Source organism: Planctomycetota bacterium (assembly GCA_018242585.1).
Lineage (GTDB): Bacteria > Planctomycetota > Planctomycetia > Pirellulales > PNKZ01 > JAFEBQ01.
In genome coordinates this window covers 123,400-137,441 of sequence record JAFEBQ010000016.1, presented here as the reverse complement: position 1 = coordinate 137,441, position 14,042 = coordinate 123,400, and the positions used below count along the sequence as shown (strand labels likewise).

Annotated in this window: 16 protein-coding genes; 8 read left to right on the top strand and 8 right to left on the bottom strand. The window is 63.4% G+C overall.

Features of this window, described 5'->3' with window-relative positions; genetic code table 11:
• Nucleotides 1–19 precede the first annotated feature (19 nt).
• The 6 genes from JSS27_09355 to JSS27_09330 form a co-directional block, all read right to left on the bottom strand.
• Entirely contained in the window at nt 20–724 is a 705-nt protein-coding gene (locus JSS27_09355) for a HEAT repeat domain-containing protein (protein ID MBS0209147.1), read from the bottom strand.
• Nucleotides 725–810: 86 nt separating this feature from the next.
• The gene (locus JSS27_09350; protein MBS0209146.1) at nt 811–2,028 is read right to left on the bottom strand and encodes a Gfo/Idh/MocA family oxidoreductase; all 1,218 of its coding nucleotides are present in this window, start codon (nt 2,026–2,028) and stop codon (nt 811–813) included.
• A 282-nt stretch (nt 2,029–2,310) separates the two neighbouring features.
• Nucleotides 2,311–2,748: a PIN domain-containing protein gene (locus JSS27_09345; GenBank protein MBS0209145.1), complete on the bottom strand. Its 438-nt coding sequence runs from the start codon at nt 2,746–2,748 to the stop codon at nt 2,311–2,313.
• The gene (locus JSS27_09340) at nt 2,748–2,981 is read right to left on the bottom strand and encodes a hypothetical protein (protein MBS0209144.1); all 234 of its coding nucleotides are present in this window, start codon (nt 2,979–2,981) and stop codon (nt 2,748–2,750) included. Before JSS27_09340 ends, JSS27_09345 begins: the two co-directional genes overlap by 1 nt.
• 69 nt (nt 2,982–3,050) lie before the next feature.
• Nucleotides 3,051–3,272, bottom strand: coding sequence for a hypothetical protein (locus tag JSS27_09335; GenBank protein ID MBS0209143.1), 222 nt, complete (start codon nt 3,270–3,272; stop codon nt 3,051–3,053).
• A 59-nt stretch (nt 3,273–3,331) separates the two neighbouring features.
• Complete coding sequence (locus JSS27_09330; GenBank protein ID MBS0209142.1) at nt 3,332–3,532, bottom strand: hypothetical protein; 201 nt, start codon at nt 3,530–3,532, stop codon at nt 3,332–3,334.
• Nucleotides 3,533–4,303: 771 nt separating this feature from the next.
• Between JSS27_09330 and JSS27_09325 the strand changes: the two genes are divergently transcribed.
• Nucleotides 4,304–5,275, top strand: a complete 972-nt coding sequence (locus tag JSS27_09325) for a DUF1080 domain-containing protein (protein MBS0209141.1) — start codon at nt 4,304–4,306, stop codon at nt 5,273–5,275.
• A 60-nt stretch (nt 5,276–5,335) separates the two neighbouring features.
• Nucleotides 5,336–6,385: a sugar kinase gene (locus JSS27_09320; protein MBS0209140.1), complete on the top strand. Its 1,050-nt coding sequence runs from the start codon at nt 5,336–5,338 to the stop codon at nt 6,383–6,385.
• A 234-nt stretch (nt 6,386–6,619) separates the two neighbouring features.
• On the opposite strand, the gene JSS27_09315 is transcribed toward JSS27_09320, so the two are convergent.
• Nucleotides 6,620–8,275 (bottom strand): arylsulfatase, encoded by a 1,656-nt coding sequence (locus tag JSS27_09315; protein ID MBS0209139.1) that lies wholly within the window; start codon nt 8,273–8,275, stop codon nt 6,620–6,622.
• A gap of 266 nt (nt 8,276–8,541) precedes the next feature.
• Here JSS27_09315 and JSS27_09310 point away from each other — a divergent pair, with 266 nt between their 5' ends.
• A complete protein-coding gene (locus tag JSS27_09310) occupies nt 8,542–9,837 on the top strand; it encodes an MHS family MFS transporter (GenBank protein ID MBS0209138.1) in 1,296 nt (431 codons plus the stop codon).
• A 176-nt stretch (nt 9,838–10,013) separates the two neighbouring features.
• On the opposite strand, the gene JSS27_09305 is transcribed toward JSS27_09310, so the two are convergent.
• Nucleotides 10,014–11,027, bottom strand: a complete 1,014-nt coding sequence (locus JSS27_09305) for an alpha/beta fold hydrolase (protein ID MBS0209137.1) — start codon at nt 11,025–11,027, stop codon at nt 10,014–10,016.
• 158 nt (nt 11,028–11,185) lie between these two features.
• On the opposite strand from JSS27_09305, the gene JSS27_09300 reads away from it, so the two are divergent.
• From JSS27_09300 to JSS27_09280, 5 genes are all read left to right on the top strand, one after another.
• The gene (locus JSS27_09300; protein MBS0209136.1) at nt 11,186–12,124 is read left to right on the top strand and encodes a helix-turn-helix transcriptional regulator; all 939 of its coding nucleotides are present in this window, start codon (nt 11,186–11,188) and stop codon (nt 12,122–12,124) included.
• 70 nt (nt 12,125–12,194) lie between these two features.
• The gene (locus JSS27_09295) at nt 12,195–12,821 is read left to right on the top strand and encodes a YkgB family protein (GenBank protein ID MBS0209135.1); all 627 of its coding nucleotides are present in this window, start codon (nt 12,195–12,197) and stop codon (nt 12,819–12,821) included.
• 17 nt (nt 12,822–12,838) lie between these two features.
• Complete coding sequence (locus JSS27_09290; protein MBS0209134.1) at nt 12,839–13,384, top strand: VOC family protein; 546 nt, start codon at nt 12,839–12,841, stop codon at nt 13,382–13,384.
• The gene (locus JSS27_09285) at nt 13,381–13,752 is read left to right on the top strand and encodes a hypothetical protein (protein ID MBS0209133.1); all 372 of its coding nucleotides are present in this window, start codon (nt 13,381–13,383) and stop codon (nt 13,750–13,752) included. Before JSS27_09290 ends, JSS27_09285 begins: the two co-directional genes overlap by 4 nt.
• Nucleotides 13,749–14,021 (top strand): hypothetical protein, encoded by a 273-nt coding sequence (locus tag JSS27_09280; protein ID MBS0209132.1) that lies wholly within the window; start codon nt 13,749–13,751, stop codon nt 14,019–14,021. Before JSS27_09285 ends, JSS27_09280 begins: the two co-directional genes overlap by 4 nt.
• The last annotated feature ends 21 nt before the right edge of the window (nt 14,022–14,042 follow it).

Sequence of the window (14,042 nt, the reverse complement as noted above, 5' to 3'; positions counted from 1 at the left end):
TGAATGCCGTGTGAGTGGGTTAAGCTTGCTGCGACGAACAGGCCAGAATGCCGCGCGTGGCGGCCAGCCGTGTGAGCCGCGCTTGGCCATCGCCGGCCAGCGCTTGATAGATCGCCAACGCCGCGCTGCTGTTCTTGCCGGCCAGCAACGATTCGGCGCAGTGGAGCAAGGCGTCGACGACGTTCGTCTGGTTCGAGCCAGCCGACTTGGCGACCGCTTGCAGGGCCGCGGCAGCCTCGGCCGTGCCGATAGCGCCGAGCGCCAACGCCGCCGCCCGCGCGGTCGCCGCATCGCTGTCGCCGAGCAGTCCCTTCAACAGCCCGACCGCGGCCGCGTCCTGACGCGCGCCGAGCGAACCGACGATGCCCACTCGCACGCCGCCGCTGGTCTTGCCGGCGGCGTCGCGCAGGGCCTGCGCCGCTTCCGGCGCACTGCTTTGCTCCAGGGCGAACCGCGCCATGTGGGCGTGATCGGGTTTGACCACCAGTGCGGCCAGGGCCGGCACCGAGGCCGCCGAGCCGATGACCGTCAGCTTGCGACAGATGTAGTCCTTGGCATCGCGCGAGACATCGCTGGTCAGCACCTCGACCAGCTTGGCCTCCAGCGCGCGGGTCGCCGCGGCGTTGCCGTGGGCCGCGGCCAAGGCGTCTTCCAGCGGCGCGAGCGGGGCCAACTCGGTTCCCCAATCGTATTCCTTCAAGGCGGCCAGGGCGTCGTCCAACATCGTTGATTCCTTATGAGGCAATGCTTGTTTTATGTTTCAGGTTGCGGGACGAGCCGACGCGCGTCGCGCACCGGCCGAAAGGACGACTACAACTGCCACGGTTCGCGCCGCGCCCGATCGCACAGCCGGTTGGCCTCGGCGTCGCCGGGGAACTCTTGCTTCACCGTGTCCCACTTCACCGAGCGGCGCAACTGGTAGGCGATGTTCCCCAGGTGGCTGACCACGGCCGTGTTGATGGCCAACTCGATGTCGCGGAACGGCTTCTCGCGCCGCTTCACACACTCGATGAAGTCGCCGAAAATGCTGTCCCCCTTGTAGACCGGCACCGGCTTGGCCGGCAGCTTTTCGCCCGGCGTTCCTTCGATGGCCAGGTTGTCCGTCTTGGGCTTGTTGTGCGTCAGCAGCAAACCGTTCGGATACTGGTAGCTCAGCCAGGGGCCGTCCTTGTCTTCGTGATAGGTGACGTCGGTCGGCTGTAGCTCGCGCACGTCACAGGTGAACAACGCGCCGCCAAAGTGGTGCGCGCCCCAGTCGGTCATGCCACCGCCGGAGTAATCGCTGAACGAACGCCAGCTCGAACCGTTGATCGAAAAGCTGCCGCTGCAGCGCTTCGAGTTGTACGGCGCCCACGGCGCCGGTCCCAACCACAAGTCCCAGTCGATCTTCTCGGACATTTCTTCCGCCGGCAGATTGCACAGTTGCGGCAGCGGCTTGACGTTGACGTTGATCGACTTGATCGTGCCGTACTCGCCGGCCCAGGCCGGATCGACGTACTTGCGATAATCGCCCAGCACGCGCTGGCTGCCACCCGAGACCACGCGCCCGTAGCGCCGCGCGGCCGCGACCATCAACGGCCCCTCGGCCAGGGTCAGCGACTCGGGCTTCTGGCAATAGACGTCTTTCCCTTGGCGGCAGGCTTCGATGACCATCACCGCGTGCCAATGGTCGGGCGTGGCGATGTGGACCGCGTCGATGTCAGGCCGCGCCAGCAGCTCGCGGAAGTCGTTGTAGACCTGGCAGTCCTTGTTGCTGTATTTGGCGTCGACGTTGGTTTTGGCCTTCTGACGGACTTCGTCGCGGACGTCGCTGAGGGCGACGTACTGAACGTCCTTGCGATTCAAAAAGGCGTTCTGGTCGCCGCGCCCTTGATTGCCGATGCCGATGCCGCCAACCACGATCCGGTCACTGGCCGCGGCACGCGACGCGCTGCCCAGCGCCGCCGAGGTGATCACGTACGGCGCAGCCACCGCGGCGCCAGTCGCCTTGAGAAAACTACGTCGCGTTGAATGCAGGGGAGTGGTCATGGGCCGTGCCTCGGTGAAGGGATCGTGGTTCGCGCGGGGAGCGCGCCTGGGGCTGGGAATGAATCCTCCCAGAGTATCACGCCGCGCAGCCGACAACAAACGTCCGGGCGGGCAGAGTTGGCGTCAGATTGACGCGAATTCAAGCCTAAAGTGAATACACAATGCCGCGACGATGGAACGATTACGGGGAAAGCAAGGGACGCGCGTGGGCCTACTCTGACAAACAACCGAGGAACGAAGCACCGTGACTGACAGATTCATCGAGGCCAAGTGAGCGTTGAACTAGAGCGAGCGCGGATTGACGACGGCAATGTCGCCATATCGCTGAAAGTCTCGCTCATTAAGAGTGACCACCGTCGAGACACCACGCGCGAGCATCACAGAAACCAATCTCGCATCATGCACGGCAACGCCCGTCACTGCATGAGTGATGAGCAACCCCTTCCAAATGCGATACGAGTGTTCGTCCTCGGTCACGACCTCGCAGATTCGCTCAACAATTGTCAACCGCCTTTCCGCAAGCTCAGCGGACAAGCCAAAGCCGTTCTTGTCGATGGGCCTGGTCGAGACGTTCCAGAACTCAGCGAGGTTTTGCAGCGTGACGACGAGGCGCTCTTGACGCAACCAGAGCGTGCGAAGCGCTTGCCGGATGGGGCGATACTCCGGGGAAGATGTATCGAACGCCCGCAACAGAACCCCGGTGTCAATCAGGCTGGCCATCAGTCGTGGTCGCTGTATAGCTCGGCCCGAGCGAACGTGCCCGCTGGTGATGAACCGCTGGTCGCTTCCGCATCCAGCAAGCGGTCCAGTTCCTCAACAGATAGTCGTGCCGTGGGGCGTAACGGCGCAGCCAGCAACACGCATTCGAGATATGCCTCGACCGTCATCCCCTGGGCGGCGGCCCGGGCACTCAAAGCAGCAGCGACCGTGTCATTGAGCGGAATGTTAACCATACGACAAGCATACCACGCACCGAGGAGCGATGCACCTGCTGGTTGAATCGCCTCTGCCGTGGAAATGGATCATGGCCTGCTGAGAGTCGGCGGTCTGACCCCGCAGCCGACGTCAGCAAACTGGGCGGCCAGTTCGTCGAAGTGCCGACCCGTGGCGGTGTGAATGACGACGGCGCGTTCGCGGCCGGCGGTTTGTACCTTGCGCACGCCGTGACCGAACCCCTTCAAGCGCCGCCGCGTCTGCGACGCCCCCAGGTTCACGAACAGTTTGTATCCCTTGGGATCGGCCATTGGTCAGTGCCTTGTCCGGCGTGACAGTATTACTGCCAGCTTATCGCGCCGCAGGCTCGTCAGACCGACTTCTTCTGATAAGGCTTGGCGGCCTTGATGATTTTCCGATTCGCTCGTCGAGATAGGCGTCGCAGTAGCGCCCACATGCGCATTTGGTCATCGTCGAGCTGATCGAAGTCGCACCAGCCGTCGTACAGCCTGTCCAGGACCGGGGCCAATTGCCGGCTGAGCGCGTCGGGCACGTTCTGCTCCCTCGTCATGCTTCTGCTCTCGATTCAAGGCCAGACCATTCGGCGGCACGCCGGGCCAGATTTGGTAGGTCAGCTACCTGTACCTGACGATTGTGGCCTGCTTTGAAACGAATTGCCAGTTGCAGGGGACCAGCCCTTTCAACATGCGTACCACGCACACCATCGCGAAACGAGACATGCCGTCATTCCCGCGCAGGCGGGAATCTAGGGTGCCATCCACAAGGTCTAGATTCCCGCCTGCGCGGGAATGACGGCAAGCGCGAGGCGTAAGGGCGAATCCCGTGCGGTAATTCAGGCCGCGAGGGTACGCATCCGTGCGTACCACGCGCCGGCGTCCATCGTCACCGAGCCAGCGCAAACCCTTCTCCCCTCCGGGAGAAGGTGGCCGATAGGCCGGATGAGGGTCCACGCGCCACTGCAAATCGCGCCCGCCTGACGCGACCCCTCACCCAGTTCGCTAACGCGAACCACCCTCTCCCGCAAGGGGCGAGGGTCAGAAACAGGTCGCGCGTCACGCGGAGTTGGCGCCATAGCTCGCGCCGCACTTTAGCGTCTGGGTGGCACGCCCGTCCTTCGGGCGTGGGGAAGCATGTACGGATGCCGATATTTGATTGGCGATTCCCCACGCCCTGCGCTGCGCTGGGGACGTGCCACCCCCGCTATCGTCTCTTGAGTGCTGCTCGAATGCGACGCCCCGCCTCTTGCGTTGCGCGGCGTGGCGGTTGAAAATCTCGCTGACTCGTAACCCTCCCCTGCCCTGGTCATTCAGGATTCGCCGCCATGAACATTCGCGCGTTTGCTCTCGCCTCGTTCTCCGTTCTAGCCGCCGCTTCGTTGGCCCGGGCGGCCGGGGGTGAAGCGTTCACCGAAGCGGCTTCGGCCGGACCTGACTTTCAGGTGCAAGGGGAATACCGCTCGGTCGACGGCGACCCGAAATGGGGCGCCCACGTCATCGCGCTGGGCGAAGGCAAGTTCGACGTCGTCGGCTACCGGGGCGGGCTGCCGGCCGAAGGGTGGCAGCGCGGCGACGAACGCAAGCGCGGCACCGGCGAGTTGAAGGACGGCGTGCTAACCGCCACGGGGGACGATTGGCGCGGCACGATTCGCGACGGCGTCTTGACCGTCAGCGACACGGCTGGCAACAAGCTCGTCGCCCTGCGCAAGGAAGAACGCAAGAGCCCCACGCTGGGGGCGGCGGCTTCGTCGGGCGCGATCGTCCTGTTCGACGGCAGCTCGGCCGACAACTTTGTGAATGGCAAGTTGGTCGAAGGCAACCTGTTGGGCGCGACCGGCTGTGAAAGCAAGCAGAAGTTCAACGACCACACGCTGCACATCGAGTTCCGCACGCCGTTCATGCCCAAGTCGCGCGGCCAGGCCCGCGGCAACAGCGGCGTCTACATCCAAAGCCGCTACGAATGCCAGGTGCTCGATTCGTTCGGCCTGGAAGGTGAGAACAACGAGTGCGGCGGCATCTACAAGCAACAAGCGCCGGCCGTCAACGCGTGCCTGCCGCCGCTGGCGTGGCAGACGTATGACATCGACTTCAAAGCCGCTCGCTACGACGCCGACGGCAAGAAGACGCGGAACGCACGAGTGACCATTCGGCACAACGGTGTGCTGATCTACGACGATCTCGAGTTGACCGGCAGCACGCCCGGTCGCCATGCCGAGGGGAACTCGCCCGACGCGCTGTTCCTGCAAGATCACGGCAACCCGGTCGCGTTTCGTAACATCTGGGTCGTCGAGCGGTAATCGCCGACGATCCAACAGCGACGACGAGTGAAGTTTCCGCGAGGCGCAGGCACGAGACGCATGAGTCGAATCGTCACGTTCGGCGAGATCATGGGACGCCTGGCCGCGCCGGGTTTCCAGCGATTCCAGCAAGCGATGCCCGGCGCGATGGAAGTCACCTTCGCCGGGGCCGAGGCGTCGATCGCCGTCTCGATCGCTTACCTGGGTGGCGAGGCGGCGTTCGTGACCGCGCTGCCGCGGCACGCGCTGGCCGACGCCTGTGTGGCGGACTTGCGCTCGCTGGGGGTTGACACTCGCCACATCGTGCGGACGCCGACCGGTCGGCTGGGGCTGTACTTTCTCGAGCACGGCGTCAACCAACGGGCCGGCCAGGTGATCTACGATCGCGAAGGCTCGTCGGCCGCGGTCACGCCGGCCAGCGCGTATGACTGGCCGGCGATCCTGGACGGGGCCGAGTGGTTCGTCATCTCGGGCATCACGCCCGCCATCTCGCGCAATGCCGCCGAAGTGGCCCGTACGGCCATGCAAGAGGCGAGCCAGCGCGGCGTGAAGGTCGCCTGCGACATGAACTATCGAAGCAAGCTCTGGAATTGGGAGCCGGGGCTCAAGCCGCGCGAGCTGGCCACAAGGACCATGCGCGAGTTGCTGCCGCTGGTCGATCTGTTCGTCGGCGGCCCGGAAGACGCGGAACAGATGTTGGGCCTGACTGGCACGTCCGACAACACGGCGCTGGTGCGCGAGATCGTCCGCGCGTTTCCTCGCATCAAGCGAGTGGCCATGACGGTGCGTGAAACCGTTTCCGCGGCGCACACCCGATTCGGCGGCTTGCTGTACGAAGCCGGCGCGGGCCAGGTGTTTCACGGAACCGAGACGGGGCAACTTTACGACGTGCCGCAAATCGTCGATCGGCTGGGGGCTGGCGACGCCTTCACGGCCGGGTTGATCTTCGCGCTGACCACGCCCGAGCTGGCCGCGCCGCATACGGCCGCCCGCTTCGCCACAGCGGCGGGTTGCCTGGCCCATTCGATCGCCGGCGATTTCAACTACACCACGCGCGGCGAGATCGAAGCGTTGATGACCGGCACGGCCTCGGGCCGCGTGCAACGGTAACTCGCGGTGAGGACTCGTCACTATCGAGGGGTAACCCCGGTTGCTCGCCAACCGATGTTGCGCAGCAACAAGAGGCATCGAGCGCCGCGGTCGACAAGAAGCAGGTCACGCCCGCAATCAGCGTTCGCCCGGTGCCTCTTGCGGGCTTCGCCCGCCCCGGTTGACGAGCAACCGAGGCTACCCAGAGATTTGTCTCGTCCGCTCGCCTCGCTATCTCGAACTCACGCGCGCCGCCTATTCCTTTTTCTCGGCGTTGTGCAGCGGGGCGAGCGTCTTGAGCCGCTGCTCGATTTTGATTTCGCGCATCGTCCCTTCCAGGATCGTCGCCGGATTGAACGACGGCGGCGTCGAACGGGGCGGGAACTCCTTGAAGGTCGTGGCGAACTTGAAGACGTCATCCATCACGCCGTACATGCTGCCCACGTGGTTAAGCTGCCAATCCCAGAATGTGTTCGACGTGATGTCGGCCCGCTCGAACGGATCCTGGAACAGGTTGAAAATCTTCTGCAAGCGCAGCTTGGTGAACGGCTCGGCCCAGACTTGCATCGTCCCCTGGGCGCGTTGCTCCTCGAAGACGTACTTGTAGGCCCCCTGACGCATGGCGACCAATTGGCCGTCGTCGTCGGCATAGAAGAACTTGTCGCGGGCACTCTTCACGCCGTTGTTCTTGCCCACGGTTCCTTCGACCGAGGTGAGGAACTTCGACTGGTTGTAGCCGTCGAGATGGACTTGGTAGCTGATGCCGTTGGCGGTGTATCCTTGCTTGAGCTTGCCGGCAATGTCCGACTCGCCGGCAATCGCGCACAACGTGGGAATCCAGTCGTTGTGGCTCATCAGCTCGTTGGTCACCGTGCCGGGCTTGATGTGTCCGGGCCAGCGGACCAGGCACGGCACCCGGAACGCCCCTTCCCAATTGGTGTTCTTTTCCGAACGGAACGGCGTCATCGCACCGTCGGGCCAGGTGTTCATGTGCGGGCCGTTGTCGCTGGTGTAGAGCACCAACGTGTCGTTCGCGATGCCCAACTCGTCAAGCGCCGTCAGGATCGCGCCGATCGTTTCGTCGTGCTCGATCATGCCGTCGATGTACTCGCTGTCGCCGTGCGTGTATCGGCCGCGATGTTCCTGGCGGACGTGGGTGCGCAGGTGCATGCGCGTCGAGTTGTACCAGCAGAAGAACGGCTGGCCGGCCTTGTGCTGCCGCTTGATGAAATCGATCGCCGCGGCCGACGTTTCATCGTCGATCGTTTCCATCCGCTTCTTGGTCAGCGGGCCGCTGTCTTCGATCGTCTGCTTGCCCACGCGGCCAAAGCGCGGATCGACCGTCGGATCGTCGCGGTCGGTGGCCTTGCAGCGCAGCACGCCCCGCGGCCCAAACTTGGCCAGGTAGGCCGGGTCCTTGGGATAATCCGGCAGCTCGGGCTCTTCCTCGGCGTTCAAGTGGTACAGGTTGCCAAAGAACTCGTCGAAGCCATTCACCGTCGGCAGCGATTCGTTCCGGTCGCCGACGTGGTTCTTGCCAAACTGCCCGGTGGTGTAGCCCAAGTTCTTGAGCAGCCCGCCGACCGAAGGATCTTTCTGGTTCATCCCCATCGGCGCGCCCGGGAAGCCGACCTTGGTCAGCCCGGTGCGCAGGCCGTGTTGTCCGGTCAGAAACGCGGCGCGCCCGGCCGTGCATGATTGCTCGCCATAGTAGTGCAGAAACCGCATCCCCTCGGTGGCCAGCCGGTCGATGTGCGGCGTGGTATAGCCCATCAGGCCGTCGCTGTAGGCGCTGACATTCGCAATGCCGATGTCGTCGCCAAAGATGACCAGGATGTTCGGCTTGTCGGCGGCCTGCGCCACCGTGACGGCGACGCTCGCCACCCACGTCAGGGCGACTAGTTTGATCATCGTGGACCAGCGAATGGCGTTGCAGTGGCTCATGGCAGTCTCCCCCAGCGGTATCTCAATGAATCAAAACCTACGAGCAGATAATCCTTGGCGGCCTGAACGGGTTCCTCGATAAGCGGCTTGAAGTCTAGTTCCACCGCACGGCCGCCACAACGAAAAACGTGATCAGTTCGCCCCGCATGGTGGAACGTGCGCTAGGGCAATGTTATTGTTTTGCTCACATCATTTGATCGCCCGCGCATAACCTTGGTTGTGAAAGCCGTCGCATGCCCCCACCGCCCAACAATCGTCGCGCGTTACTTCTGGCCGTGGTCGGTAGCACGGTGGGCACGACCATCGAGTGGTACGACTTTTTTCTCTACGGCGCGGCCGCGGCGCTCGTCTTTCCGCAAGTCTTCTTCCCGGAACAGACGGAATTCATCGGCCAGATTTCGGCCTTCGGCACGTTCACGGTTGGTTTCCTCGCCCGGCCATTGGGGGGCGTGATCTTCGGTCGGATGGGGGATCGCAGCGGACGCAAAGCCGCGCTCGTCGCGACCTTATTGCTGATGGGGATCAGCACGCTGCTAATCGGCTTTCTGCCGTCGTACCGACAAATTGGCGCACTCGCGCCGCTGGCGCTGGTCGCGCTGAGGTTCATGCAAGGGATCGGTGTCGGCGGCGAATGGGGTGGCGCGGTGCTGTTGGCGCTCGAAAGCGGGCATCGCGGCCGGCGCGGCTTGCTGGCCAGTTGGCCGCAGGTCGGCGTGCCGATCGGCTTGCTGCTGTCGACCGGCGCGCTGTACGCATGCGAACGGGCGCTGACTCCGGAACAGTTGATCGAGTGGGGCTGGCGGCTGCCGTTCTTTGCCAGCGCGCTGTTGATCCTGGTCGGCTTTCTGATTCGCTCGTTCGTCACCGAGTCCCCGCTGTTCGCCGAGGTCAAGGCGCACCACGAAGTGGCCCAGACACCGCTGCGCGAAGTGCTGCGCACCAACTGGAAAGAGATCGCCCTGGGGGCGGGCAGCCGACTGAGCGAGAACTCGGTCTTTTATCTGTTCGCAACGTACCTCCTGACCTACGGCAGCAATGTTCTCGACGTGCCGCGGAACATCACGCTGGCCAGCGTCAACGTGGCGGCGGTCGTGGCCTGTGTGACCATTCCGCTGTATGGCTGGTTGTCCGATGTCTGGTCGCGCAAGTCGCTGTACCTGACCGGAAATGTGTTACTGATCGTGCTGGCGTTGCCTTACTATGCGCTGCTCGACACGCGGGAACCGCTGGCGATCATGGTGGCGACCGGCGTCATGCTGGGCATCGTCCACGCCATGCTCTACAGCGTGCAGGCGGCGCTGATTCCCGAGCTGTTCTCGACCCGGCTGCGCTACACCGGCGCGTCGCTGACCTATCAGATCGCCGGGCCGTTCGCGGGTGGGCTCGCGCCGATCGTGGCCACGACGCTGTCGTATCACTTCCCGGAAAGCTACTGGCCGATCGCGGTTTACATCGCGCTGTTGGCGGTGATCTCGTCCCTGTGCATCCATTTTCTCAGCGAAACATCGCACAAGGATATCAGCGGTTAGTTGCTCTTGCCCCTGCACAAGAATAATTTGAACCGCAAAGACGCAAAGGGCGCGAAGGAAATGCCAAGGACTTAATCGCAGAGAACGCAGGGGGCGCGGAGAAAGGAATTGTTCTTCTTCTCTGCGACACTCTGCGTTTCAAATGGTTTTCTTGGCGTCCTTTGCGTCTTTGCGGTTCAAAATGTTTTTAGACCGAGCGCCGTAGCGTCGCGTTGCGCCAGCACCCAGTCGACCACGCGCCAATCGAGCCAGCGCCGATCGGGGTCCACGCCGCCGCGAGCGATAAAGCCCAGGTGCCCGCCGCGCTCGGTCATGTGCAACTGCACCGCACTGGGAAGCGTCAGCCGGTCGAAATCGTCGGCCGCGACCATCGGATCGTCGCGCGACGCCACGATCAGCGTCGGCAGTTGAATCCTGGCGACCAACGGCCCCGCGCTGCACTGGGCGTAATAGTTCTCGGCCGTGCCAAAGCCGCTGACCGGCGCGGTGTACACGTCGTCAAAGTCCCACACGCTGCGCGGCTCGCGCGCGAACTGGGCCGGTGGCGGATCGGCGACCAGTCGCGCCAATTCTCGCAACATCTGTCGCAACTGCCGCGCGAAGTAGCGGTCATACCCCCGCCGCAGCCCCACCTGCAACCCGCGACAACAGCCCGCCAGGTTGATCGGCGGACAGACGGCCACGGCGCTGTCCAAGTTGCCGACCGGCCGCGCGCCGATCTCGCCCAACAGTTTCAACGTGATGTTGCCCCCGAGAGAGAACCCAACCAGCGTCAGCGGCGCATCGGGACAAAACGCGGCAACGCGCTCGATCGCCGCGGCCGCGTCGGCCGAGCGCCCGCTGTGATAGGGCAACCGCGCCAGGCCCGCCCCCGCGCCGCAACCGCGCAGATCGAGCCGAAAGGTCCGCACTCCGCGGGCGTTGAGCTTGTCGGCGATGCGGCACATGTACCCGCTTTGATGGCTGCCACACAGTCCGTGCATCAACAGCACGACACGTTCACCCGGACGCCACTCGGCCGGCTGGTCATCGTGCAGCACGATCGTGTCGCCGTCGTCGAGCGCGACACGGTGCTGAACGGCCCGATAGGGGACCGCGTGTCCCGGCAGATAGACGCCGGCCAGCGTCTGGGCATGCGCGCCGCGCAACCAGGGATGAGGCTCGAATGGAGGCAAGTTGGCGGGGTTCATGGTTCCGAAGCCCAACGTGTCGGAGGATGCGGTTATAATACCCGTCCTGGTCAATAAACCGGAGAGAACCCCTGTTTAGAAAAGCGACGGTGCTGGTGACGATCTTGTTGCCGAGGACGTAGACTGCCCTTTCGACCGTCAAAGGTATTCGCCAGCGTATGGAAAAACGAAACGCCACCCACAACCTGTTCGACCCTCGACAGGGCGGACAGGCCATTCGCACGGAACGCCTCGACCCGAGGCGCAAATCGTTCGAGCCCGCCCGCACGAATTACTTTTCGGTCTACCTGATCGAATCTGGCAGTGGGACCGTTTGGGCGGACGCTTCCCAGTTCAGTTTTGGCCCGAATGAGTTGCTGTTTTTTGTCCCCTACCAGCACCTTCGGTTCGCCGCCGGCGCGCCGATATGCGGAGAGTTGGTACAGTTTCACGCCAACTTTCTGTGCGTCGAGACGTTCCACGCCGAAGTCGGTTGCAGTGGCGTCTTGTTCAATGACCTCTATGGCACTCCCGTGGTCAAGTTGAAAGGGCCGGCCAAGTCGGCCATCAAGAATCTGATCGACCGCATCCAACAGGAAGACGACAAGCGTGAACTCGCCTACGGCGAAGTCATGCTCGCTCATCTGAAGGTCTTGCTCGTCCTCGCCACGAGGCTCAAGTCACCCCAGGCGGCCGCGTGCGCGCCGGGGCCGGACCTCCGGCAGCCCATTCTGGCGGAATTGCGCGAGCTGATTGAGCAGAACTACCGCACGCTGCACTCGCCCGCCGACTACGCCAAGCGGCTGCACGTTACCGCCAAGACGCTCGGCAGGGTCGTGCGCGAGCAGCTGGGAACAACGCCAACCGATCTGATCCGCAACCGCGTCCTGATCCACGCCAAGTGGCAACTGCTCCACACGCTGAAGCCGGTGAAGGAGATTTCCCGGGAGCTTGGCTTTAGCGACGAACTGTATTTCAGCCGCCTGTTCAAGAAGGCGACCGGCTATTCGCCGACGTTCTTTCGCGAGTTCGAGACGGAAATCCGGGGCGGGAGCAATTTGTCCATGCCTTCGGGCCATGCGCCCATTCTGCCTGCCGCCGCGGCTTCCGATACTTGAACCATGGCGGCGGACGAACCGGGATGTACCGAGGAATCTCCGCTCGCGTGGCTCTCGTGGAGGAAGAAAAATGGGCGTGCTGAAGCTTTTCGAACTGGCCTCCCGGATGGACCACGTGGGCGTGGCCGTCACGCGAGTCGGCTTGATCGTCGTGCTGCTCTGGATTGGTGGATTGAAGGCGTTTCGCTACGAAGCGGACGGCATCGTGCCGTTCGTCGCCAACAGCCCATTCATGAGCTTCTTTTACGCCGACGGCGAGAACTACAAGACCCACAAGAACCCGGAGGGGGTGCTGAACGCCGAGAATCGAGCTTGGCACGAAGCGAACCACACCTACGAGTTCGCCTATGGCCTGGGGACCGTGATTGTCCTGTACGGCCTGCTGCTCTGCCTGCATCCCTGGCTGCCCCAGGCCGCGGCGCTGGGTAGCTTTCTGGTCTTCGTGATGTCGCTCGTCACGCTGTCGTTCTTGATCACGACTCCGGAATGTTGGGTTCCCGCGCTGGGCGACGCCCAGCACGGCTTCCCCTATTTGAGCGGCGCCGGGCGGCTGGTCGTCAAGGACGCGATTATGATGGGTGCGGCCCTGGTGACGATGGCGGATTCGGCGAAGGCGTACCTCCGAAAGCGGGCCGCGGCCGTCATGCTGTCAAAGGCCGCCGTGACTGAGAATCGGACGACCCTGGCGAGCGCGTGAAAGCGAAAGGACCAACAATGACTACCGACGAACCGCTCCGACCGATTGATCCGGGCGTTCGCATCGGCCATGTCCATTTGAAGGTCGCCGACCTGGAACGGGCGCTGCGGTTCTATTGCGGCGTTCTCGGCTTCGAGTTGACCCAAAGGTACGGTACCCAGGCGGCATTCGTTTCGGCGGGCGGCTACCACCACCACATCGGACTGAACACCTGGGAGAGCCTGGGCGGGTCGCCCCCGCCGCCGGGGACGACGGGCCTGTACCACACCGCCATTCTGTACCCAACTCGCGGGGCGCTGTCCGCTGCGCTGCATCGCGTGTTGGCCGCGGGAATCTCGCTCGACGGAGCCAGCGATCACGGCATCAGCGAGGCGCTGTACCTGCGTGACCCGGACGACAACGGCGTGGAACTGTATTGGGATCGCCCCCCGGAAGCATGGCCGCGGACGCCACGGGGCGAATTAGCGATGTTCAGTCGGCGGCTCGACCTGAACGGGTTGCTCAAGGAAGTCAAGGCGCACCAGGACGTCCCGGCGGTCGGTGAAGGGCCACGGGACGGGTGACAAACCGCGGCAACAACGATGGCAACGAACGACGAACTGAAGGTGGAGTGGTGATAAAGGCAATCATCTTTGATCTCGATAACTGCCTCTGTGCCGCCGATGCAGCCGGACGGCAGTTGCTCGAAGCGGTCTTCGCGGTAATTCGAAGCACGAATGACGGCACATACTCCGCGGCCGAAGTCTCTGCCATCATTGGTGATCTGTGGCGTCAGCCCTTGAATGTTGTCGCCGAGAAATATCAGTTTCCTCCTGAGATGCGGGCGGCGGCTTGGGCTGCGTATGCTCGCGCGGAAGTATCCGGCCAGATGGCAGGCTGCGCCGACATCCCTACGGCCGCGCCGACTTATGACAGAGAGCATTCCCGATGAAATTCTTCCGCTATCGTCGCCCTTCGTTGAAGACCCTGCTCGGCGTCACCAAAGCCAAGAAGCGAATCAAAAAAGACCTGGGCATCACGGCCCTGCTCAAGCCGCTCCGTTGGTGGCCGAACAAGAAGCGGCAGCTCAAGCGGGAGATCGGCTATGAGTCCGAGGCCGGGCGATTGATTCGAGATGGATTGCCAAAGGCGGGTGGTGGGTGCTTGTTGGTCCTGATCGGAGTCGTCATGCTGACGGGCGTGGCGTGGGCCGTGGCATGATCTTTTTGACGGCAGGAGCCT